A 21720-nucleotide genomic window follows, 5' to 3' on the forward strand; every position below is an offset into this window, starting at 1 on the left:
TATTATGGGGAGTTGTGGTCGGTAGTGCCTAAACCGAAATGGATGCAGTGAACTAGCCGAGCCGTCGACGCGCGCCGTGGCGAGAAGCTAGCTGGATGCACCATGGGATAGGTGCGCTGTGAGAGAATATGTAGATTGTCCGTGCTTGCCAAGGATAGGTAATGAGTCTCTTTGAACGTCTGTTCACATTCCGTCAAAACGATACCCGTTCCCCCTTTGAGGACTTCCTCACTGAGGTGCTAGCCGAATGGCTGCGCCAAGTCACCCTGTCCGGTTCTCTCGCTGATGTGCTGACTGGCATGTTCAAAATGCGTCCGGATCAGATTTGCAACGCAGCCGACCTCAACGCAATTACTTGGGAAACTCAGCACATCGTTGGCCCGGGACACCGCGCAACCGGGAAACGTCCAGATCTCATCGGCCGTGGCCCTGATTTCTTTCTGATCATCGAGAACAAAATCTCGGCGGGCTTCACTCAACATGAAGACCACTTGGGCGAGTTGGAGCAGCTCCCTCTTTACGAGTCTTACTGGGAGGAGCGGAGTGAGAGCCATGGCGGCACTTTATTGCTCACACACACCACGTTGCCCCCCAAAGGCTGGGCCCACCGCACGGTTTACTGGCGGGATCTAGAACAGCATCTGCGCGCATTTGCAGGCTCCAGTCCTGGTTCAAGAACCTCGGTCCTAGATTACCTCACCCGGCAACTGAGCTTATTCCTTGGAGAAAATGGCATGAATGGAACCCGCATTGCTTTGGAAGACATCACAGCCTTCCCCGCCTACCAACGGCTCACACAAGGTCTAACCGGACTCGGCAAAATCGCCGAAAACCACCTGAAGCTGGCGCTCCAAAATGTGGACTTATCCGAACTCAAAGCCCCACGCGGTGGTGCCAGCGGTGACTTCATCGCACCGTCCTTCTTTGGCTGGACGTTATCCAATGGCGGCTTCAAGACCCATGACGCCTGCCTGGTACTATGGAGTGGAACCGTCGCTGGCGAGATGTACCACTACATCAAACCAGCTACCGCGGGCATCCCGGAACTCTCTGTCGGTATCGGTCTGTGGTGTGATCCAATTACTGATGACGATCGGGCCCACCTGGATGCGATTGTCCGCCAACTGAATCTCATGCCGGCCGTTCAGTGGGACCTGTGCATCTATCCCCGAAATGACGAAGGCCCAGTCATCCTAATATCCGCCCGGCGCTCGCTAATCGATGCGCATGTTCAATCTGCAGGCGGCGACTTGGACGACATCGCAGGGGAGTTTTACCAAGTGCACTGCGCGGCGTTGCTCCATGTGCTGACCATACCAATGCCCAACAGTGACAAAAGTGTCGAGCAGTACCTGTACCATCTGACCTATACGGAATGACCGTCTTTTCTACATCGAGGAACCGGGCCGGCGGCGCTGGCTGGCCCATTGCACTCAGAGAGCGACTACTGGCACCTTCTGACACCATTTGATTGAGCGCAGAACCTCCTCGGTAGGGAGATGAAGAGATTGCCCAGCAAAAATGATGACGGCTGATCGTCTTCTGTGCCCAGGTTTCGTAACTCAATGGTTGTGTTCGGTTTCCCCTGATTTCGACCATCAACCCATGCGGTTGCAACAGGTAGCCAGTCAACCCACACCGCAATGGCGGCTGGTGCGAGAAACATGAGACAATAGAACATAGGTATCGACTACGTGACCGAATACCTAGTTTTGAAATATTACGTTTTCGTACTGAGTATTTATCGGCTACCCGACTGATTATTCGCTTGCTATTTATTAGTTTTATTAAATGAGTAGTTATAGTAGCACTGATAGCAATAAATTCTCTCAAAAGCGATAATCGAGTAAAATCATCAACACATTGATTCAATTACAAATTACCTGAAAGCACGCGAACAGATCCGTGAAGATCTTGCTTGACAAACAAGTCACCAAGTCAACAAAAAACACTTAGCGGCTTAATTTTTGATGGTTTCGATACGAGCTATTTTCACTTAGAGTGACTTTCGCTTTTTTAGCCTTTCTTTCTAATAAAAATAAATAATTATTAGATATTTATATATAGATAAGAAAGAGTAGCCAAAAGTAGCGGCACAAGATTCAGCCCTGCGAATGTAACTGAGTCCTTCTGCCGGTCCCCTGTAGGCAATCGGAGCCTTGGGAGGTTGTTGGCGCGGGAAAAAACGGCCGTTTCACCCTGAATCGCCCAGCGATCAGAGTGGTGTCACGTCGAAGATGTGGTGACCCCTGACAGTCACGAGCTCCAATCGACAGCATGTACCAATCGGCCCAAAGAATTTGTTCGCATTGATACCCGCAAGCTTGCTTCCATCGGAATATACGAAGTCTTGAACAACCTGATTCCAAATCAGATCCTCAAATACCTGCTTGTTCTCCTTCAGCCACTTCATGAACTGAATGGTCATCGGGGAGTTTCTTGTGGGGCGACTCGTGCCATTAGAGCTTGGCCGGTGAGCAATAGGCTTGAACGCCCTTATTGAGCTCACGTCAAATTCCATGGGGACTGTGCACATTTTTCTATCGCCATCCCATAACTGAACTGCTAGGTTGGCGCTCGCCGTCGGCAATTCTTCAAGGACTCGTGGGACAGCTGAGAGCGCAACCTTGAGAGAAGGAAACGCCGGAAGCACGTGATTTCCTAAGTTGACAGCTCTGCCGATTTTCGTGATGCGAGTCTTTGCAACTCGCGCCCAGCCAAACACGCCTGTCGGCAGCACGCAAAGATAACGCTGCCCAGGGCGAACACCCTTAATTCTTTTCTGATAGACGAACAGTTCTGTACCTTTCTGATAGGCTACAAACAGATCTGTACCTTCTACATTGACAAGCGTATCCCCCAGGTCCCACTGGTCAAGACCACCCCCTTTGTTGATTTTCAGGGTTGGGCTGAGGTTGACGTCATCTTGCCAAACCTTCCCATGCTTCACTGTTGTTGATCTGGGGGCGTTTCCGACTGAATTCCTCACTCGGATTCCAATTTTGCGCAGCGCACTCTGACGTTTCGCTTCTGCTTTCTGCTGGGCTTTCAGCGGGCGCTCAAGCTCGTTGGCCTCAATTTCGTGCTGACGATGGTCACAGGCGTCACTGAAATCACGATAGGCTTTCCTGAGGTCAGGCAGCGCCTTGATCATGTCCTTGACCATTTCGGGCGAGATCTTCTTGGCCTCGCTGAGCCAGGGCTCAACGAGGGCTCGCACCGTTTCCTGGTCTTTTTCACCCAAGATGCACCCGCTTAACTCTCGGTTCAGCTTGCTGCCTCGGCTGGTCAGGTTCTGACTGCCAAGCGTGGCGAAACTGTCTCCATCCATTACGACCTTGGCATGAAGGTTCCTCAGGTGGAACACCTGATATCCTTCTTGAACTAATTTGGCGATTGATTCAATTTCCGATGACCCCGAGGCGAAAACGCTGGCGTCAAACAACGTGTATATCCGCGAATCTAGCCTTCCCTTAACCAAAGAAAATGCTTTATCCCCTGTGATGTAGGGGGAGAGAATGATGAGTGGAGTCTTTGACTTCCGGCAATTGCTCCGCCACTGAGGGGCGATGTCGGTCCTAAACTGCATGCATTCGTACCTTCGAGGGCTCCCGAACATACGACTAGACTGGCTGGTTTTGGAGAAGAGCGCCAGTGTGATCAGTGGCTATGCAGTACGCACACTGGAGGCTCCGTCACTGGCTGCAAACCAGCCCCTAGACCCCAGCAATACCTGAAAACGACTGCCATCCCATTTTCCGTGAACACAACGCCGGGCCTGCTGGTATGCTTCCTAAGAGGCCCGAAACGCTTCGAGCGATTACCGGCTTCGCTCAATGTCCTGTTCCGAGGTGGCGGCCCGCAAGTACGCTCGGACCAATGTCGTGCGGGTGGGCACAAGGCCTCCAATAGTATGGGGAGACGCTTGTACATAACGGAAAAACCCGAATTGACACCTTCATAGTTCTAGCGTGAATGGGTCGCCTGTCCGGGCCTGGGATGCGGTTCGGTAAAGGGCCAGTTCACGGTAAACCGTGGCCTGCCCGACACCAAGCTGCTTGGCAATCTCGACCTTAGTCACGCCCTCGCCCGCCAAGCGCAGTATGGCCGCGCGTTTTTCTTCGTGGATTGGCTTACGCCCCTTGTACTTGCCGGCCTTCTGCGCTTTGTCGATCCCCTCGCGCTGCCGCTCCAGCATCATTTCCCGCTCAAACTGAGCAATCCCACCCAACACGGTCAGGATTAACTTGCCGGTGGGCGTGCTGGTATCCAATCCCAGATTGAGAATCTTGACCTCAACCTTCTTCAGTTCCAATCGGTGCAGTGTCTGCAGCAGGTCGGTGATCGAGCGGGCCAGCCGGTCGAGCTTAGTGACCACAAAGGTATCCCCCACGCGGGCAAACTCAATGGCCGCTTCCAGCTGGACGCGCTGGGCCACGGACGACACCTGCTCTTTAAATATTTTTTCACAGCCACATCGTTCCAATTCGCGCAACTGGGACTCAAAGCCAGCCTCTTGTTCGATGGTTGAAGTACGTGCATAGCCTATATCCATGGGTTTTCTCCCACATATGTTTAAGGCTCTGTGATAGCGCACCTCCCAAATAAATTAACCCATTTATATGAGAGGTTTAGGTAGGGTTTCGTCTGCTATCACAGGGGCCGGCTCTATTTGTAGATTGTCTAGCGCTTCCTGTCGCACTAGCAGGCAGTGCGCCAATGCCCAGGCGATTGGCGCGCCCAAGTTGCCGCACTCTTCGCGACCTTTTCCGTCAGTAACTGCACATCGATGGGCACACCACGCGAACGGGTTGTATTGGCTGCTATTTAGGCGCGGCGTTGCAGATAGTTTTCGTGAACGATCCATCTAGGGCAATCCAAACAACTGTCCAGGCCTTTGGAAAGAGCAACAAACTAGCCGCCAACACAAACCGACTCACGTTACAGTGTCACGCACTTTTCCGAGCGCACACCTTTCTGCTTTAGACAACTAATACGCCAAGAAAGCAGCCACCCACAAAAACATTTAAGCACAACCATAACAACATAAAATAAATATTTAATTACTCACTATATTATTTTGAGATAAATAAAACCACCAACCAAACATCAAGTAAATCATCAACACCATGCCAACCAACAACCCCACCCACGACTTTTTCAATACCGTTTATCTGAAGGAACAACATTAGACCCCATCACCATACTCACCAACCACAAAACCCCAGCGGTACTGAGTACAATCCTCAAAAACCACGCAAAATTAAAAAACCACAACTACCAATAACACCTTACTTACGAAAGATACGCTTACCCCACCTTGATCCACACTTAAAGCAAGCACACTAACGAACAATATCGCGAGACAAATAGTAGCTAACTATGCAATCACCTAGGTGACTATCAGCCACGATAAAAATATGTGCATTGAAACACTTAACAACAATAGATTTAGAGAGACGAAAGTTCGAGCTCAAAAAGACAAATACTACCAAAACGGGCTGGAACGCTTAAGAAAACTCCGAACAAGTTAGCCAGGGATGCCCAGTACCAGCAAAAGACCAAGTGTTCGCGAGTTTCAGAGTTTGATGCGGAGCGTACAGCGGTCTCTCAACGCACCTTGGCTTTTTATGGGCACAGCTCGCCCATATAGCGTGCCCCCAGCTTTCGACAAAAAAAGGTCAGCGTTACCCAAGCAAAAACGCCCTCGTTTTGCAGGATAATCCGAGCAGAGAAATGAGAATCAATCACCAACCTCCATCTTGCCGAGATCATGGCTAAATGAGCCATGCAGCCCGCCGATTTGTACTACCCCTACCCCCCTGAAGCCCAGTGATTACGGGGCTCTCACATTTTTTTTCATACGAAAATCAAGAGTTGGTTAATACTCAAATTACTCGCTGATAGCGCAAGCAAACACAAATAACTGATAGGAGCTAGGCGTATGGATACCAATAACGCATCCGCTAAAAAGCCCGCTTGGGTTGCTGACGATATTGCTATCAAGGTCGTCAAAACTGGCACTCTCAGCTACGAACGCTTGACCATGGTAGTCGGTGCTCGAGATTTCCAGCACCAGCCCGCCACCCTGCTCTACGACGCTCTGGCACTGAGTTACAACCAAGCAGAGCCGGGAGACCTGTTGATGGTAGCGCTGCCAAATCGCCCATCCACCAGCAACCTCCGCAAGATTCTCGAAGCTCGGGGAGTGAAAGAATGCGACTACCGCTTGTTCCGTCCAGTGTACGACGAAAACGGACAGCGCTATCCAAATCAAAATCGCCCCCTAGTTTTGCAACGCATCACCGACAGGGTAATGAGAACCATTCAGCCATTCCTTGCTGTGGCTAAAAACATGGCAAAGGAAGCCGAACAGCGCGGTATCCGGTATAGCTTCATGCAGTCTGAAACGCCCGTAATCGCTGCGTCGGGAGATTTTTTTCAGGCAGGGGATCAGGACCTCGCTTCTACTTAAATTGTAGGTCTGGTCATGAGTGACCACCCCAAAAGAGGGTGGCACTAGTACCGGACTAGTCCGGGCCTATTCCTCTCCTTCCGCCTTCCTATATCACCCCCCTGTTTTTTTGGGGGGGACCATCGGAGCGTCCAATGAAAACTAATAAGAATCAATACACAACTTATGGGCAGCGTCTGACCGCCGAAAGACGTTTGGCTCTAATTCGCAGGATGGCCAGAGTTCATGGCTTGACTCAGCTGAAGCTTGCTCATCTCACCGGCTACTCGCTCAGTACCGTGCATGGCTGGTTCTCCAATTGCACTTCTGCTCGGCACCGGAGAGTAACAGCCAAGGCAATCGATCGCCTGCTGCTGGAGTTACCTATTAGTCGCAAAACCAACAACAAGTCAGCGAGGGGATGATGTATCACTATTATCAGCGATCTGAGCACGATGCGTGGTTCCTCCTGTCCTGCCGCCCCGAAGAAGACCCGGTCGAGTTGGCCAAGGCGCAGGGCGCGAAGAAGCTCACCATCCTCGCCCTGAACGAGATGGTCAACGATGGTACCGAGGCCGAACTGCCGCGCAACCGCGACAAGATTGGCTACCGGGGCCCGCTGTACTTCGACATCGACTGCAAGGATGACCTCGGCCAGGCCATCAGCAGCGGCCAGGAGCTGCTCGGCAAACTAATCCGCATGGGCGTGCCGAAAAGCTGCATCGAGATCTACCTGTCGGGCAGCAAGGGCCTGCACATTCTGGTCAGCGAATTGCTGTTCACGAGCAAGCGTTTCACCCTGCGGCTGCCGGAAATTTACAAGGAGATGGCCCGCGACCTGTTCGTCATTGGCGTCGACTTCTCGGTGTACAGCAGCGGCCGAGGCAATAGCTTTCGCATCGTCAATCTGCAGCGCCATGACGGCAAGTACCGGGTGCCCGTGACCCCGGATGAGCTGGCTGAGCTGACCGTCGAGCAGTACCGCGAGTTGGTCCAGGCGCCTCGGCAGGCGAAGGTTGACGCCCCACAGGGGCGGGTGCACGAGCTGATGGCGCTGTTCGAAGAGGCCAAGAAGCGCGTCAACGCCAAACCCAAGTTGGTGATCATCGCTTCCTCGGCGGACATGGAAGCCATCCGCGAACCGGTCCCGGCCTGCATCCAGATGATCTGCGACAGCGAATCGCTGAAGGCGGATGCGTCCTACAACCAGGCCGCCACCCAGCTGGCCACCTACATCGTGCGTGCCGGGGTGTCGCAGACAGTGGCCGAAAGCCTGGCCGCACGCCTGGCCAGTAGCGCCAAGAGCAGCAAGTACGCCACGCCGAAGCTACGCCGCGATCACATCGAAGCGCAGATTCGCTATGTCGAACACACCCCGACGTTCAGCTTCGGCTGCAATGCGATCCGTGCCCTGCTGAGCAAGCGCCCCTGCGAATGTTGCGCGATCGAGGCCGGGGTCAACAAGGAGGGTGACCCCGACGCCGACCTGAGCGCGGTGGCCGAGCCGGATGGGTATTACATCCGAGTGGGTGACAGCAAGCGCCGCATCAGCAACTTCACCCTGCAGCCGATTGACGTGTTCATTGACGTGCCGCATGACGGCACCAGCCCGCGCCGCATCGGCACCCGCATGAACGTGATGAAGGGCGGCGAGACGCTGGGCAAGATCATTTTCAAAGAGCCGGCGTTCTCCAGCCGCTCAGCCTTTCTGCGGGAGCTTGAGGGAATCACCGACCTGACGTTTCAGGGCTCCGACCTCGACGTGCAGCGGGTCAAAGTAACGGTTTATCGAGAGGACCAAGACGTGGGAGAAATTTTCCAGGTCTACACCGCCGGGGTCCACCTAGATTTCGTCGATGACATTCCCCTGTTCACTTATGTTGAACCTGATATGTCGGTGAACACGGTCAAGGTGCGTGGCACCCACCAGTTCCTTGGCAATCTGCTGGCCCGTCCCTACTTCGCCCACACCAGCATGTGTGAGAAGGAAGATCAGCACGTAGATCAGGCACTGGTCCACCTGCTCAAAATCACCCAGAAGTACGAGATTGGCCTGATGGTGGGCTGGTGCATCGCGGCGCACTTCAAGACCCACTTCATGCACCAATATAGCCAGTTCCCGTCTCTCTGGTTGTGGGGCAGTGCCGGCTCCGGCAAGTCGAAGGCCGCGGGTCTGATCACCTCGCTCAATGGCACCGATTATATGCAGAAAGACGCCGGGGTCAGCGCCCCGTCGACCTCGCCCTACGGGATGCTCGAATACCTATCCTGCACCACAACGGTTCCTCGCATCGTCGAAGAGCTCAACAAAAGCAAGATGACCAGTAAGGCTTACAAGGGCGTGTGCGAACACATCAAGCAGGCATGGAACGGGGAGGCGATCCTGAAAGGTCGGTTGGGAGGGCACGTCATGGGTCGTACCAGTGCAGAAGCCATCGCCATCCCATTGTCGGCGCCGGTGATTGTCATTTCAGAACAAGAGATTGAGATGCCGGCGTTGCAGGAGCGCAGCATTCGCGTCCATCTGACCAAACTCAAACGAAGTCACTGCCGGGAACACTTCCGACTGGCTACTGAGGGCTGCGAACACTTGCGCAAACTAGGCAAAGCGATCATGTCCACCGCCCTGACCACATCACCGGGGGACATTAAGCAACTGATGGAAAAAGCCTCGCAGCTACTTCCGGAAAACATGGACGACCGGCCGCGCTATTCGCAGCAGGTGGTCTTGGTGGGTCTGTGGATGCTCATGGATATTTGTGGGCAACTGCACCTGTTCAACGCGATGCTTGTGTTGGACATGGTGATCAAGGTCTTAATTGAGCGATATGCCGAGGACGGCGACGGTTATGTACAGAGCGAGATCGACTTGGTGCTGGAAAAGATCGCGATCATCGTGGCCATATCGCGCAGTGCCGATGAGGCGGGCCAAGGCAATGTGTACCTGACCGAGGGCCTGCACTACAGCGTAACGTCCGAGCACCTGATTCTCGACCCAGTCCTTGCCCACGCCAGCTACACCCGATATTGCAACGTAGATGAACGCAGCCCGCCGGTGATCAGCAGCGGCGCGCAGTTCGTGAAGTTGATCATCGAAGAACCCTATTTTGTGAAGTACGAACCGTATTCCGGTATGGGTGGAGGGCGCCCGATGTTGTTCCTGTCGCTGCAACTGCTGCAGGAAAAGAACATCGACATCAGCCTGCTCGGTCAGGGAGGTACGAATGCAAACGCCACCTTTAGCTGAATACTTCCAGCGCGTCGGCATTGATCGTTATCCGGCGTTGACCCCGTTCGTGCAGCTGGATAAGAAACCGTTAAGTCCAAAGTGCAAAAGCCAAGCCTCTGCATGCATAACCAATGGTACGGACCGCCCCATGAACCGGGCAGTGGGAAATCAATACCAACGGTGGGGGCTGCCCCACATTACATCTGCATGGGTAAGCCCTCCACGCAGCGGTCAATCATGTTGCGCTCTGAAGGCCAAAATGCTTGAGCAGGGCGAGAGTGTCGAGTTTTGGCGTGGCTGGAAAGCCGAGATCCCGCCCCCTTGGGAGCCAGACGAATACTTCGAAGAGATGGCGCTTGAGCAACAGGCAGAGGCGAAACGCCTTCGCGCCTTGGCGATCGAGTACGGCGTCCAGAACGAGGAGTTGGCCCAGGCACTGAAACTCAACCGTGAATATCTCCGTGCGTGCCAAGGGACCATTCATCTGGCTGGCGGTTTCGATCCGGCCTACGTGAACGACGCGCAAGGCGCAATGAAGATTGCAGATGCCGCCATAGCCAAAGTAACCGCCTAACTCCCCCCCTTCTGCCGCCACGCGCGGTATGGAGCAAGACGCACATGGCCAATAACAGTGCAGCCCAAGTTTCAGCCCCTCCCCCGCGCTTTATCCGCCTCAAGCACGCCTACGGCTACCTCGGCATGTGTCGGGACGAATTCAACAAGTCCGTGCGCCCCAATGTTCGCGAGTTTCCCATCGGCACTCAGGGCGTTGCGTTCGACCGGATCGAGCTCGACGAGTGGGCGGATGCCTGGATCGCAAGCAAGTCAGTTGAAAAGGTGGCGAATCAGGACAACAATCGGCCTCGCAGCGAGCGCCATGTGGAAGCCAAAGGAGCAGAACCATGGCCCAAAAAGCAATTACAGGCCTCCAAAAAATGCCGAACGGCATCTGGAAAATCGACAAAAAATACCGAGGAGAGCGAATTCAAGAGAGTACTGGCACTTGTGACCGGGCAGAAGCCGAGCAGTACCTGATCCACATGCTGGAGAAGTTGCGGCAACAGAAGGTCTATGGCGTCAGGAAGGTGCGGACATGGCGGGAGGCTTCCATCAAGTTCCTGCTTGAGGTGAAGGATCAAGCTTCGATTCATATATCAGCAACTTATATGGCGCAGCTAGACCCGTTTATAGGTCACCTGCCGATTACGCACGTCGACGACAACAGCCTGGCGTCTTACATTCGCTCGAAGCTGGCACCGGAGATCGGAAAGCCGGTAACGAACAGGACGGTGAATATCGCCCTTCAGCGGGTGATTAGGGTGCTGAACCTGTGTGCACGGAAATGGCGGGATGATGAGCGCCGGCCTTGGCTGGACGTAGTGCCAATGATCTCACTGCTGGATGAGAAGACGACCTGTCGCAAGCCCTACCCGCTTTCGTGGGAAGAGCAGTCGATCCTGTTCGCCGAACTGCCCGCTCATCTGCAAACCATGGCGATGTTCAAGGTCAACACGGGATGCAGGGAGCAGGAGGTGTGCAAACTTCAGTGGGATTGGGAGATTGCCGTGCCAGAACTGGCGACGAGCGTGTTCCTGATACCGGCCAATTTTGGCGGTAGGAGCGCACGGGCGGGAGTGAAGAACGGCGATGAGCGCTTGGTGGTGCTGAATGACGTGGCCAAGTCGGTCATCGAAAAGCAACGAGGCAAGCACCCGCTGTTCGTGTTTCCGTTTGGCAAGCCAGATGGCGAAGGGAATGAAACGACCGTGCACCGCATGAATGACTCAGCCTGGAAGAAGGCGCGGATCAGGGCGGCGAAGAAGTGGCAGGAAAAGTACTTGAGTCCAGCGCATGACGGATTTTTGCGAATCCGCATCCACGACCTCAAGCATTCTTTCGGTAGGCGCTTGCGTGCCGCTGGTGTGACGGAGGAAGACCGGAAAGCTTTGCTCGGGCACAAGAACGGCAGCATCACCAGCCACTACTCGACAGCGGAGCTGGATCAACTGATTGCAGCGGCAAATAAGGTATCAGCAACCGACTCACGCGCACCAGCGCTGACGATCCTGAAAAGGAGGCAGGTATAGCGGTAAAACCCCTAGGGTCACTCGGAATGTCACTAGCGCAGAAACGAAAAAGCCACCAAAAGGCGGCTAAGTCGTTGAAAAATATGGTCGGGACGGAGTGATTCGAACACTCGACCCCTAGCACCCCATGCTAGTGCGCTACCGGACTGCGCTACGCCCCGACTAGGCGTGAAACCTGTTCCTCACCTCGAGGAACGCTCAAGAATATATCGCAAGCTTTTGAAAACTGGAAGTATTTAAAAGCGAGAATTTATTTCTTGAGTACCACCAGAACATCTTCGAGCTCGGCGATCATCTGGCGGATCATTTGCTTGTATTGGGTGGTGTCGTCTTTGGCCTCATCACCGGACAAGCGTAGACGCGCTCCGCCGATGGTGAACCCCTGATCGTAAAGAAGCGCGCGGATCTGCCGGATCATCAGCACGTCCTGGCGCTGATAATACCGGCGGTTTCCGCGGCGTTTGACAGGGTTGAGTTGAGGAAACTCCTGCTCCCAGTAGCGCAGCACGTGTGGTTTTACCGCACACAGCTCGCTGACTTCACCAATGGTGAAGTAGCGTTTGCCCGGGATGACGGGGAGCTCGTCGTTATGACTTGGTTCCAGCATAAGCCTCAACTCGGGCCTTCAACTTCTGCCCTGGACGAAAGGTGACCACACGGCGAGCCGTGATCGGGATTTCTTCCCCCGTTTTCGGATTGCGGCCAGGCCGCTGGCGTTTGTCCCGAAGGTCAAAATTGCCGAAACCGGACAATTTGACTTGTTCGTTGTCTTCAAGAGCGTGCCTGATTTCTTCAAAAAACAGTTCGACCAATTCCTTGGCCTCCCGTTTATTCAGGCCCAGCTCTTCATACAGACGTTCCGCCATCTCAGCTTTCGTCAGAGCCCCCATACGTCACTTCCTTAACGTGGCGTTCAACCTTTGTTCGAGCGAGGTGAGGATGTTTTGCGTTGCGGTATTCACCTCATCGTCATTAAGAGTGCGCGATGGATGCTGCCAGGTCAAGCCGACTGCGAGGCTTTTTCTATCAGGATCAATGCCTTTACCCTGATACACGTCAAATAGCCTGAGGTCTGTCAGCCATTCGCCTGCATTTTCACGGATTACGTCCAGTACAGCCGTGGCTGCAACATCTTTATGCGCAATCAGTGCAAGGTCACGACGCACCTCAGGAAAGCGCGATAACTCGTGGAATTCAGGCATTTTGCCCGACGCCACTTCCGCCAGAACCAACTCGAAGACGAAGACCGGACGGTCGAGACCGAGGGTTTTCGACAATTCAGGGTGGATCGCGCCAATGAAGCCGACCAGACGACCGTCACGCTCGATGCGCGCGGTTTGACCCGGGTGCAGCGCTGGGTGCTTGCCCGACAGGAAAGTGAACGCATCCAGGGCACCGGCGAAGCCCAGCACCGCTTCCACGTCAGCCTTGACGTCGAAGAAGTCGACGGTATCGCGACCCTGCGCCCAGCCTTCCGGCAGGCGACTGCCGCAAACAACACCCGCCAACATCGGCTCTTGCTTCAATCCTTCAAGCTGACCAACGAAACGCAGGCCGCTTTCGAACAGACGCACGCGATCCTGCTGACGGTTCAGGTTGTGTTGAAGCGCCTTGACCAGACCCGGCCACAGCGACGAGCGCATGGCAGCCATGTCATTGGAAATCGGATTGGCCAGCAGCAACGGCTCTACACCCGGATTAAACAGTTCGAACTGTTTCGGATCGATGAAGCTGTAGGTAATAGCTTCCTGATACCCACGGGCAACCAGCAGGCGGCGCAGTTCAGGCAGGTCGCTACGGGCTTCCGCCTTGGCTTGCGGCGCCAGACGCGCTTGTGGATAACGAACCGGCAGACGGTTGTAGCCGTACAGCCGTGCCAGTTCTTCGATCAGGTCGACTTCCAGGCTGATATCGAAGCGATGGCTTGGCACTTCTACACGCCACTGCCCTGCCCCGTCGGCAGTAATGGCCAGGCCCAAGGCATTGAGCAGGCGCTCCACTTCGGCCGAATCCATTTCCATACCCAGCATCTGGGTAATGCGCTGGGCACGCAGGGTGACCGGAGCAATTTTCGGCAGGTGCTGTTCGCTGACGGTCTCGATGATCGGACCCGCTTCACCACCGGTGATGTCCAGCAGCAGGCCAGTCGCGCGCTCCATGGCCTCGCGGGCCAGTTGCCAGTCCACGCCACGCTCATAGCGATGGGATGCATCGGTGTGCAGGCCATAGGAACGGGCCTTGCCTGCTACGGCGATCTGGTCGAAGAAAGCGCTTTCCAGGAACACATCGCGCGTGGTCGCGGACACACCGCTGTGCTCGCCACCCATGACGCCGGCGATGGCCAGTGCGCGGGAGTGGTCGGCAATCACCAGCGTATCGCTACGCAGGCTGACTTCCTGACCGTCGAGCAGCACCAGCTTCTCGCCGTCTTCGGCCATGCGCACACGGATGCCGCCGTTGATTTCGGCGAGATCGAAGGCGTGCAGTGGCTGACCCAGCTCCAGCATCACGTAGTTGGTGATGTCGACGGCAGCATCGATGCTGCGCACATCTGCACGACGCAGACGCTCAACCATCCACAGCGGCGTAGGCCTGGACAGGTCGACGTTACGGATCACACGACCCAGATAACGCGGGCACGCGGCCGGCGCCAGCACGTCTACCGAACGCACTTCGTCGTGGGCGGCAGGAACCGAAGCCACCACCGGACGGACCACTGGAGCGGCGTACAAAGCACCCACTTCACGAGCCAGGCCGGCCAGGGACAGGCAGTCGCCACGGTTCGGGGTCAGGTCGACCTCGATGCTGGCGTCTTCCAGATCCAGGTAAACGCGGAAATCCTTGCCCACCGGCGCATCGGCCGGCAGCTCCATCAGACCGTCGTTACCTTCACCGACCTGCAGCTCGGATTGCGAGCACAGCATGCCGTTGGATTCAACGCCACGCAGCTTGGCCTTTTTGATCTTGAAGTCGCCTGGCAGCTCGGCGCCGATCATGGCGAAAGGAATCTTCAGGCCCGGGCGCACGTTTGGCGCACCGCAAACAACCTGGAAGGTTTCCGAACCGTTGCTGACCTGGCACACGCGCAGTTTGTCGGCATCCGGGTGCTGCTCGGTGCTCAGCACCTCGCCAACGACCACGCCACTGAAAACACCGGCGGCCGGCGTAACGCTATCGACCTCAAGACCGGCCATCGACAGACGAGCAACCAGCTCGTCGCGACTTACCTGCGGGCTAACCCAGCCACGCAGCCATTGTTCACTGAATTTCATCCTGCTCTCCTAAGAATTCGTTACGACTAGCGAAATTGCGCGAGGAACCGCAAGTCGTTGTCGAAGAACAGACGCAAGTCGTTCACGCCGTAACGCAGCATGGCCAGACGCTCTACGCCCATGCCGAAGGCAAAGCCCGAGAACTCTTCCGGGTCGATCCCGGACATGCGCAGCACGTTCGGGTGAACCATGCCGCAGCCCATCACTTCCAGCCAGCCGGTCTGCTTGCAGACGCGGCATCCTTTACCGCTGCACATCACGCATTCCATGTCGACTTCAGCGGATGGCTCGGTGAACGGGAAGTAGGAAGGACGGAAACGCACCGCCAGTTCCTTTTCGAAGAACACCCGCAGGAACTCTTCGATGGTGCCTTTGAGGTCGGCGAAATTGATGTCGCGATCGATCAGCAGGCCTTCGACCTGGTGGAACATCGGCGAGTGGGTGATATCGGAGTCGCTGCGGTATACACGGCCTGGGCAGACGATGCGGATCGGCGGCTGTTTCGACTCCATGGTGCGGACCTGTACCGGCGAGGTATGGGTGCGCAACAGCATGTTCGCATTGAAATAGAAGGTGTCATGCATCGACCGGGCCGGGTGGTGGCCTGGGATGTTGAGCGCTTCGAAGTTGTGATAGTCGTCTTCGACCTCAGGGCCTTCGGCGATGCCGTAGCCAATACGGGTGAAGAACTGTTCGACGCGTTCCAGAGTGCGGGTAACCGGATGCAGACCACCGGAGGTCTGACCACGGCCAGGCAGGGTCACGTCAATGGACTCGGCGGAGAGTTTGGCAGCCAGATCGGCTTCTTCAAACAATGCCTTGCGCGCATTAAGGACCTCTGTGACACGCTCCTTGGCAACGTTGATCAGCGCACCGACCTGCGGGCGCTCTTCTGCCGGCAAATTCCCCAGGGTCTTCATCACCTGAGTCAATTCACCCTTCTTGCCAAGGTAGTGAACCCGGATTTGCTCCAGGGCATTGATATCTTCAGCGCTTTGCACAGCCTCTAGAGCTTGAGAGACGAGCGCATCCAGGTTTTCCATGTACAGACTCCAGATACAAAATAGGGGAAGAGCTTGAAGGCTCTTCCCCTATTTATGACGTTTAACACCTGACCCCACAGATGCGAGGCCGGGTGACTGTCGGGGGTACTTAAGCCAAGGTGGCTTTAGCTTTCTCGACAATCGCAGCAAACGCCGCTTTTTCGTTCACTGCCAGATCAGCCAGAACCTTACGGTCGATCTCGATGGACGCTTTTTTCAGGCCGGCGATGAAACGGCTGTAGGACAGACCGTTGATACGAGCACCAGCGTTGATACGAGCGATCCACAGAGCGCGGAACTGACGTTTTTTCTGACGACGGTCACGGTAGGCGTATTGGCCTGCCTTGATTACCGCTTGCTTGGCAACACGGAATACGCGGGAGCGTGCGCCGTAGTAGCCTTTAGCAAGTTTCAGAATTTTTTTGTGACGCTTACGGGCAATGACGCCACGCTTTACACGAGCCATGAGTTACTTCCTCTATTCTTGACTAAAATTAACGAAGGCGCAGCATGCGCTCGACTTTTGCCACGTCAGACGGATGCAGCAAGCTGCTACCGCGCAGTTGACGCTTACGCTTGGTCGACATTTTGGTCAGGATGTGGCTCTTGAAAGCGTGCTTGTGCTTGATACCGTTAGCAGTTTTCAGAAACCGCTTAGCAGCACCACTTTTGGTCTTCATTTTTGGCATGTTCGGATACTCCGCATTCAGTTGATAAACATAATCAGAAGGCCTGCCGTGCCCTGTTGATTACTTCTTCTTTTTCGGGGCGATGACCATGATCAGCTGGCGTCCTTCCATCTTAGGATGCTGTTCGACCGAACCGTACTCGAGCAAGTCACCTTCAACTCGCTTGAGGAGTTCCATCCCCAGCTCCTGGTGGGCCATCTCACGGCCGCGGAATCGCAAGGATACCTTGGCCCTGTCCCCGTCACTCAGGAAACGTACCAGGTTGCGCAGTTTTACCTGGTAATCCCCTTCCTCCGTCCCTGGACGAAACTTGATTTCTTTAACCTGAATCTGCTTCTGGTTTTTCTTGGCCGCAGCAATCTGCTTCTTCTTTTCGAAGATCGATTTGCCGTAGTCCATCAGTTTGCAAACAGGTGGTACTGCATCGGCGGAAATCTCCACCAGATCCAGCTTGGCCTCTTCAGCCTTAAGAAGCGCGTCTTCGATTGACACAATCCCGAGCTGTTCACCTTCAGCCCCAATTAACCGAACCTCGCGTGCCGAGATATTCTCGTTGATCGGGGCTTTCGGTGCAGTTCGTTTATCTTGTCTCATTTCACGCTTAATAATAATTACTCCGAATCTTGGCGACCACGCCGGGAAACCGCTTGGGCGAGGAACTCAGCGAACTGGGCGACGGGCATCGAGCCCAGGTCAGCACCTTCACGAGTACGCACAGCGACAGTCTGCATCTCGACTTCCCGATCTCCGATAACCAAGAGATAAGGAACCTTGAGCAAAGTATGCTCGCGGATTTTAAAGCCGATCTTTTCATTTCTCAAGTCAGACTTGGCACGAAACCCGCTTTCGTTGAGAGTTTTTTCCACTTCGGCGGCAAAATCAGCCTGTTTATCAGTGATATTCATCACCACTGCCTGGGTCGGAGCCAGCCACGCGGGGAACGCACCCTCGTAGTGCTCGATCAGAATCCCGACGAAACGTTCGAAGGACCCCAGGATCGCCCGGTGCAACATGACCGGGTGCTTGCGGCTGTTGTCTTCGGAGACGTATTCGGCTCCCAGACGGACAGGCAGGTTAAAATCGAGCTGCAGGGTACCACATTGCCAGACGCGACCGAGGCAATCTTTCAGCGAGAACTCGATCTTCGGACCGTAGAACGCACCCTCGCCCGGCTGCAGATCGTACGGCAGGCCCGCGCTATCAAGGGCTGCGGCCAGTGCAGCTTCGGCGCGATCCCAAAGTTCGTCGGAACCGACGCGTTTTTCCGGACGAGTGGATAGCTTCATCTCGACATCTTTAAAGCCGAAATCGGCGTAGACGTCCATGGTCAGCTTGATGAACGCGGCGGACTCGGCCTGCATCTGCTCTTCGGTGCAGAAGATGTGGGCGTCGTCCTGAGTGAACGCGCGCACACGCATGATGCCGTGCAGGGCACCCGATGGCTCGTTACGGTGGCACGCACCGAATTCGGCCAGGCGCATCGGCAACTCGCGGTAGCTTTTCAGGCCCTGGTTGAACACCTGCACGTGGCAAGGGCAGTTCATTGGCTTGATCGCGTAGTCGCGGTTTTCCGACTGGGTGGTGAACATGTTGTCGGCGTAGTTGGCCCAGTGCCCGGATTTTTCCCACAGGCTGCGGTCAACCACTTGCGGCGTCTTGATTTCCAGGTAGCCGTTGTCGCGCTGAACCTTGCGCATGTACTGCTCGAGCACCTGGTACAAAGTCCAGCCGTTCGGGTGCCAGAACACCATGCCCGGCGACTCTTCCTGGGTGTGGAACAGGCCCAGGCGCTTGCCGATCTTGCGGTGGTCGCGCTTTTCGGCTTCTTCAATGCGCTGGATGTAAGCCGCCAGTTGCTTCTTGTCCGCCCATGCGGTGCCGTAGACGCGCTGCAATTGCTCGTTCTTGGCATCGCCGCGCCAGTAGGCGCCGGACAGCTTGGTCAGCTTGAAGGATTTCAGGAAGCGGGTGTTCGGCACGTGCGGACCGCGGCACATGTCGACGTATTCTTCGTGATAGTACAGGCCCATGGCCTGCTCGTTCGGCATGTCTTCGACCAGGCGCAACTTGTAGTCTTCGCCACGGGCCTTGAACACTTCGATCACTTCGGCACGCGGAGTGACTTTCTTGATCACGTCGTAATCTTTCTCGATCAGCTGCTGCATGCGCTGCTCGATGGCCGCCAGGTCGTCCGGAGTGAAAGGACGCTCGAAGGCGATGTCGTAATAGAAACCTTCGTCGATGACCGGACCGATGACCATTTTGGCGGTCGGGTACAACTGCTTGACCGCGTGGCCAACCAGGTGGGCGCAAGAGTGGCGAATGATCTCCAGCCCCTCTTCATCCTTTGGCGTGATGATTTGCAGCGACGCGTCGCTGTCGATGATGTCGCTGGCGTCGACCAGCTTGCCATCGACCTTGCCGGCAACGGTGGCCTTGGCCAGGCCTGCACCGATGGATGCGGCGACCTCGGCTACGGAAACCGGGTGATCGAATGAACGTTGACTGCCGTCGGGAAGAGTAATAGTTGGCATGGCGCCTCCTCTCCTAGTGGTGACCCCTACCAAAGGTCACGTGGGTTGGGATGAGCCAGTACAAGATCCGGTCCAGGCCATTCAATGACGAACGCCTGCCTTACAGCGGCAGGAGCCTTGCGGCCAACCGGAAAACCGAACCAGAGTGACTGGGATTCAAATCAGGGTTAATCGTGCGTTTGCCGCTACCGGGACTGAAGGTCCGTCGGAGCCTGCAAACGCCCGAGCGGGGCATCCTAGCACAGATGAACGGTTGTCGACTTGCACGCATTCAGGCCGTGAAGATTTCCTCACTTTTCAGGCGCAAAGTGAACTTGAGATATACGAGCTGCCTCAAACTGACTGAGAATCGCCACAGATATCGACCCCAAGGAGTTCCTGTCATGCGCCTTACCCGTCTTTTTGCCATTGCCGCCCCGCTTGCCCTGCTGCTGCCACTGAGCGCCCACGCCGCCTGGCCAGCGGGCCTGAAAGCCAAATACATGACAGATTGCTCGGCGGCGGCCAGCAAAAGCATCAACCCGTCCGCAGCACAGAAGCACTGCGCGTGCGGCGCCGACGTCCTGGAGAAGAAATTCACCACGCAAGAGATCGCGCAACTGATGGACCCGAAAACACCGCCATCAAACGAATTGGCACAGCGCGCACTGACCGAAATCTCCGTGTGCAAAGCCAAGAAATAACGCGCCCAGGTAGAAATTTTGAAGGTTTCGAAGGCCAAAACCAGCCAAAAAACCGCTGATTCACATAATTTACGCAGCTTTTATGGCTTTTTTTAATCACCCATTTTCAGGCGCAAAGCCGCTTAAACCGGGGCTTTCAGCCATTCGACCCAACGAAAAGTGTGCGATAGCAGAGCAAACAGCTCGCCCGGGGGGCTCCCAAACCGAACATTTCGACTATGATACCCGGGTGTGCCCAGTTGGCCTGAGCAGCACAGTACTACTGAAAATATATGTTTCTTGGAGATACACCATGTCTAATCGCCAAACCGGCACCGTTAAATGGTTCAACGATGAAAAAGGCTTCGGCTTCATCACTCCTCAAGGTGGCGGTGACGACCTGTTCGTACACTTCAAAGCTATCGAAAGCGACGGTTTCAAAAGCCTGAAAGAAGGCCAGACTGTTTCCTTCGTGGCTGAGAAAGGCCAAAAGGGTATGCAAGCTGCTCAAGTTCGCCCAGAGTAATTTCCAGGCGCACTAAAAAAACCCCGTCCATGTGACGGGGTTTTTTATGACCGGAACAAAAGCCGGGCAATCAGCCGCAGTTGACGCGGGTCACTACCCGGCTGGCATCGGTGTTCAGGTTCAGGCGATCGGAACGGTACTCCAGCGTCACCATATCGGTTGGCAGCAGGAACCGCGCGCTTTGCGCCCCTGCCCGGGTACGCGCCTGTTCGAGCAGCTGCGGCGATGCCTGTTTGCCGATGGTGAACTCGGCAGCCTTTGCCTCACAGCGACTGTGACCCGTGTCAGTCGTCGCAACATCCGTTGTTGCCGACTCCGTAGAGGGAGTGCTGCAACCGGCCAGCGTGGCAACGGCCAACAAAGTACCCAATGACGCGAGCTTCCAAGGCATGAAGCCTCCTTATTCAATGATTAAGCTGAGATCGTGCGACAACCAGACTGACGTTTGGTTTCACAGGGAGCATTGGCACCCTGCCCATGATCCGGACGAGCCGCGATTCTGCCTGAGCGCCGCCCTGCCCTTAATCATTGAATCGTGACTGAATATGAACGACGCTCAATAGACGTCGATATAGTCGTAAGGCGGATTGGGCCAGTTCTCTTTCAAGGCATTGAAGATTTGCATGACCCAGACTTCATCGCTGGCAGCGACTCGCCCGACATAACCGGAGCCCTTGGCCCAGGTTTCGAGCCGGAACAACAGCCCGTCGATATCGGTACCGCCCACGACGCCCGAGGAGATGTAGGCAATGCCGCCTTTGGTGACCCGCAACTGGGTGTGCTCATCGTCACTGGCGCCGGCCAGCAACTGACGCACTGCCTCGAGGGTCAGGCCATCCGGGGAGTTCAAATCGATCTGCACAGCGCGTTCCTTGAATATTCGTCAGAGACCAAGTGTCGCACAGCCCTCCTTTCATGCCTAAGTCGACGTGTCAAAAGCCCCGCAAAATGGTTAACTCGGCACTCAGACTTCCCCGACCTCACGAGTGCCATCATGACCACCGTAAGCATCGACGCTGACATCAAGGCCAAGTGGCAAGACGGCCACAGCTCCTACAGTCCAGGCAGCACGGAAGAGCTCGCCATTATCGGTATCGACCTTCTGGTCAGGGACCTTGGAACCGAGGCCGCCCAATCGTTTATCGAGCAGATTTTCGAGAAACATCTGTCGGACCAAAAGGCCGAAGCGGTCAGCGGGCGGGAGTGAAACACCTGCGGGAGATG

General features: G+C 55.4%; 22 protein-coding genes and 1 tRNA gene. 10 read left to right on the top strand and 13 right to left on the bottom strand.

What is annotated here, in order from left to right; genetic code table 11:
• The first annotated feature begins 161 nt into the window (after nucleotides 1-161).
• Nucleotides 162-1379, top strand: a complete 1218-nt coding sequence (locus AC07W4_RS10775) for a hypothetical protein (protein WP_495032408.1) — start codon at nucleotides 162-164, stop codon at nucleotides 1377-1379.
• 836 nt (nucleotides 1380-2215) lie between these two features.
• On the opposite strand, the gene AC07W4_RS10780 is transcribed toward AC07W4_RS10775, so the two are convergent.
• Nucleotides 2216-3589 carry a phospholipase D-like domain-containing protein gene (locus tag AC07W4_RS10780; protein ID WP_495032409.1) on the bottom strand — a complete coding sequence of 458 codons (1374 nt, stop codon included), beginning with the start codon at nucleotides 3587-3589 and terminating at the stop codon, nucleotides 2216-2218.
• A 369-nt stretch (nucleotides 3590-3958) separates the two neighbouring features.
• Entirely contained in the window at nucleotides 3959-4555 is a 597-nt protein-coding gene (locus tag AC07W4_RS10785; protein WP_495032410.1) for a recombinase family protein, read from the bottom strand.
• Nucleotides 4556-5944: 1389 nt separating this feature from the next.
• Here AC07W4_RS10785 and AC07W4_RS10790 point away from each other — a divergent pair.
• The 6 genes from AC07W4_RS10790 (at nucleotide 5945) to AC07W4_RS10815 (ending at nucleotide 11770) form a co-directional block, all read left to right on the top strand.
• Nucleotides 5945-6475 (top strand): hypothetical protein, encoded by a 531-nt coding sequence (locus tag AC07W4_RS10790; RefSeq protein ID WP_495032411.1) that lies wholly within the window; start codon nucleotides 5945-5947, stop codon nucleotides 6473-6475.
• Between the two features lie 134 nt (nucleotides 6476-6609).
• On the top strand, nucleotides 6610-6879 hold the full coding sequence (locus AC07W4_RS10795; protein WP_495032412.1) for a hypothetical protein: 270 nt from the start codon (nucleotides 6610-6612) through the stop codon (nucleotides 6877-6879).
• Nucleotides 6876-9701, top strand: a complete 2826-nt coding sequence (locus tag AC07W4_RS10800; RefSeq protein ID WP_495032413.1) for a hypothetical protein — start codon at nucleotides 6876-6878, stop codon at nucleotides 9699-9701. Before AC07W4_RS10795 ends, AC07W4_RS10800 begins: the two co-directional genes overlap by 4 nt.
• Nucleotides 9679-10257, top strand: a complete 579-nt coding sequence (locus AC07W4_RS10805) for a hypothetical protein (RefSeq protein WP_495032414.1) — start codon at nucleotides 9679-9681, stop codon at nucleotides 10255-10257. Before AC07W4_RS10800 ends, AC07W4_RS10805 begins: the two co-directional genes overlap by 23 nt.
• Before the next feature lie 44 nt (nucleotides 10258-10301).
• A complete protein-coding gene (locus AC07W4_RS10810; RefSeq protein WP_224794411.1) occupies nucleotides 10302-10718 on the top strand; it encodes a hypothetical protein in 417 nt (138 codons plus the stop codon).
• A complete protein-coding gene (locus AC07W4_RS10815) occupies nucleotides 10619-11770 on the top strand; it encodes a tyrosine-type recombinase/integrase (protein ID WP_495032432.1) in 1152 nt (383 codons plus the stop codon). The genes AC07W4_RS10810 and AC07W4_RS10815 overlap by 100 nt, the downstream gene beginning before the upstream one ends.
• Nucleotides 11771-11854: 84 nt before the next feature.
• On the opposite strand, the gene AC07W4_RS10820 is transcribed toward AC07W4_RS10815, so the two are convergent.
• The 9 genes from AC07W4_RS10820 to thrS all read right to left on the bottom strand — a co-directional run bounded on the left by AC07W4_RS10820 (nucleotide 11855) and on the right by thrS (nucleotide 19308).
• Nucleotides 11855-11931 (bottom strand) — tRNA-Pro (locus AC07W4_RS10820).
• A gap of 89 nt (nucleotides 11932-12020) precedes the next feature.
• Nucleotides 12021-12377, bottom strand: a complete 357-nt coding sequence (locus AC07W4_RS10825; RefSeq protein ID WP_003179985.1) for a MerR family transcriptional regulator — start codon at nucleotides 12375-12377, stop codon at nucleotides 12021-12023.
• A complete protein-coding gene (ihfA, locus tag AC07W4_RS10830) occupies nucleotides 12358-12660 on the bottom strand; it encodes an integration host factor subunit alpha (protein ID WP_002553164.1) in 303 nt (100 codons plus the stop codon). The genes AC07W4_RS10825 and ihfA overlap by 20 nt, the downstream gene beginning before the upstream one ends.
• Before the next feature lie 3 nt (nucleotides 12661-12663).
• A complete protein-coding gene (pheT, locus tag AC07W4_RS10835; RefSeq protein ID WP_495032415.1) occupies nucleotides 12664-15042 on the bottom strand; it encodes a phenylalanine--tRNA ligase subunit beta in 2379 nt (792 codons plus the stop codon).
• A gap of 26 nt (nucleotides 15043-15068) precedes the next feature.
• Nucleotides 15069-16085: a phenylalanine--tRNA ligase subunit alpha gene (gene pheS / locus AC07W4_RS10840; RefSeq protein ID WP_007975711.1), complete on the bottom strand. Its 1017-nt coding sequence runs from the start codon at nucleotides 16083-16085 to the stop codon at nucleotides 15069-15071.
• Nucleotides 16086-16194: 109 nt separating this feature from the next.
• A complete protein-coding gene (gene rplT / locus AC07W4_RS10845) occupies nucleotides 16195-16551 on the bottom strand; it encodes a 50S ribosomal protein L20 (protein WP_007905879.1) in 357 nt (118 codons plus the stop codon).
• Between the two features lie 28 nt (nucleotides 16552-16579).
• The gene (gene rpmI, locus AC07W4_RS10850; RefSeq protein WP_002553160.1) at nucleotides 16580-16774 is read right to left on the bottom strand and encodes a 50S ribosomal protein L35; all 195 of its coding nucleotides are present in this window, start codon (nucleotides 16772-16774) and stop codon (nucleotides 16580-16582) included.
• Nucleotides 16775-16834: 60 nt separating this feature from the next.
• Nucleotides 16835-17386, bottom strand: coding sequence for a translation initiation factor IF-3 (gene infC / locus AC07W4_RS10855; protein ID WP_172435703.1), 552 nt, complete (start codon nucleotides 17384-17386; stop codon nucleotides 16835-16837).
• Nucleotides 17386-19308, bottom strand: a complete 1923-nt coding sequence (gene thrS / locus AC07W4_RS10860) for a threonine--tRNA ligase (protein WP_007975710.1) — start codon at nucleotides 19306-19308, stop codon at nucleotides 17386-17388. The genes infC and thrS overlap by 1 nt, the downstream gene beginning before the upstream one ends.
• A gap of 383 nt (nucleotides 19309-19691) precedes the next feature.
• On the opposite strand from thrS, the gene AC07W4_RS10865 reads away from it, so the two are divergent.
• Both AC07W4_RS10865 and AC07W4_RS10870 read left to right on the top strand, forming a co-directional pair.
• Nucleotides 19692-19991: a hypothetical protein gene (locus AC07W4_RS10865; RefSeq protein WP_495032416.1), complete on the top strand. Its 300-nt coding sequence runs from the start codon at nucleotides 19692-19694 to the stop codon at nucleotides 19989-19991.
• A 292-nt stretch (nucleotides 19992-20283) separates the two neighbouring features.
• Nucleotides 20284-20496: a cold-shock protein gene (locus AC07W4_RS10870; RefSeq protein WP_003179963.1), complete on the top strand. Its 213-nt coding sequence runs from the start codon at nucleotides 20284-20286 to the stop codon at nucleotides 20494-20496.
• A 70-nt stretch (nucleotides 20497-20566) separates the two neighbouring features.
• Here the strand turns inward: AC07W4_RS10870 and AC07W4_RS10875 are convergent, their stop codons facing one another.
• Nucleotides 20567-20887 carry an I78 family peptidase inhibitor gene (locus AC07W4_RS10875; protein WP_008047240.1) on the bottom strand — a complete coding sequence of 107 codons (321 nt, stop codon included), beginning with the start codon at nucleotides 20885-20887 and terminating at the stop codon, nucleotides 20567-20569.
• A 165-nt stretch (nucleotides 20888-21052) separates the two neighbouring features.
• Nucleotides 21053-21358 (bottom strand): hypothetical protein, encoded by a 306-nt coding sequence (locus AC07W4_RS10880; protein ID WP_007975706.1) that lies wholly within the window; start codon nucleotides 21356-21358, stop codon nucleotides 21053-21055.
• Nucleotides 21359-21490: 132 nt separating this feature from the next.
• Here AC07W4_RS10880 and AC07W4_RS10885 point away from each other — a divergent pair, with 132 nt between their 5' ends.
• Nucleotides 21491-21703, top strand: a complete 213-nt coding sequence (locus tag AC07W4_RS10885; protein ID WP_007993387.1) for a hypothetical protein — start codon at nucleotides 21491-21493, stop codon at nucleotides 21701-21703.
• Nucleotides 21704-21720: the final 17 nt, after the last annotated feature.

Source organism: Pseudomonas sp. GW821-FHT02A08, assembly GCF_059422045.1.

Bases quoted from the DNA above. Each gene is read 5' to 3' on its own strand.
- AC07W4_RS10775 (WP_495032408.1), top strand. From the start codon at position 162: ATGAGTCTCTTTGAACGTCTGTTCACATTCCGTCAAAACGATACCCGT.
- AC07W4_RS10780 (WP_495032409.1), bottom strand. From the start codon at position 3,589: ATGCAGTTTAGGACCGACATCGCCCCTCAGTGGCGGAGCAATTGCCGG.
- AC07W4_RS10785 (WP_495032410.1), bottom strand. From the start codon at position 4,555: ATGGATATAGGCTATGCACGTACTTCAACCATCGAACAAGAGGCTGGC.
- AC07W4_RS10790 (WP_495032411.1), top strand. From the start codon at position 5,945: ATGGATACCAATAACGCATCCGCTAAAAAGCCCGCTTGGGTTGCTGAC.
- AC07W4_RS10795 (WP_495032412.1), top strand. From the start codon at position 6,610: ATGAAAACTAATAAGAATCAATACACAACTTATGGGCAGCGTCTGACC.
- AC07W4_RS10800 (WP_495032413.1), top strand. From the start codon at position 6,876: ATGATGTATCACTATTATCAGCGATCTGAGCACGATGCGTGGTTCCTC.
- AC07W4_RS10805 (WP_495032414.1), top strand. From the start codon at position 9,679: ATGCAAACGCCACCTTTAGCTGAATACTTCCAGCGCGTCGGCATTGAT.
- AC07W4_RS10810 (WP_224794411.1), top strand. From the start codon at position 10,302: ATGGCCAATAACAGTGCAGCCCAAGTTTCAGCCCCTCCCCCGCGCTTT.
- AC07W4_RS10815 (WP_495032432.1), top strand. From the start codon at position 10,619: ATGCCGAACGGCATCTGGAAAATCGACAAAAAATACCGAGGAGAGCGA.
- AC07W4_RS10825 (WP_003179985.1), bottom strand. From the start codon at position 12,377: ATGCTGGAACCAAGTCATAACGACGAGCTCCCCGTCATCCCGGGCAAA.
- ihfA (WP_002553164.1), bottom strand. From the start codon at position 12,660: ATGGGGGCTCTGACGAAAGCTGAGATGGCGGAACGTCTGTATGAAGAG.
- pheT (WP_495032415.1), bottom strand. From the start codon at position 15,042: ATGAAATTCAGTGAACAATGGCTGCGTGGCTGGGTTAGCCCGCAGGTA.
- pheS (WP_007975711.1), bottom strand. From the start codon at position 16,085: ATGGAAAACCTGGATGCGCTCGTCTCTCAAGCTCTAGAGGCTGTGCAA.
- rplT (WP_007905879.1), bottom strand. From the start codon at position 16,551: ATGGCTCGTGTAAAGCGTGGCGTCATTGCCCGTAAGCGTCACAAAAAA.
- rpmI (WP_002553160.1), bottom strand. From the start codon at position 16,774: ATGCCAAAAATGAAGACCAAAAGTGGTGCTGCTAAGCGGTTTCTGAAA.
- thrS (WP_007975710.1), bottom strand. From the start codon at position 19,308: ATGCCAACTATTACTCTTCCCGACGGCAGTCAACGTTCATTCGATCAC.
- AC07W4_RS10865 (WP_495032416.1), top strand. From the start codon at position 19,692: ATGCGCCTTACCCGTCTTTTTGCCATTGCCGCCCCGCTTGCCCTGCTG.
- AC07W4_RS10870 (WP_003179963.1), top strand. From the start codon at position 20,284: ATGTCTAATCGCCAAACCGGCACCGTTAAATGGTTCAACGATGAAAAA.
- AC07W4_RS10875 (WP_008047240.1), bottom strand. From the start codon at position 20,887: ATGCCTTGGAAGCTCGCGTCATTGGGTACTTTGTTGGCCGTTGCCACG.
- AC07W4_RS10885 (WP_007993387.1), top strand. From the start codon at position 21,491: ATGACCACCGTAAGCATCGACGCTGACATCAAGGCCAAGTGGCAAGAC.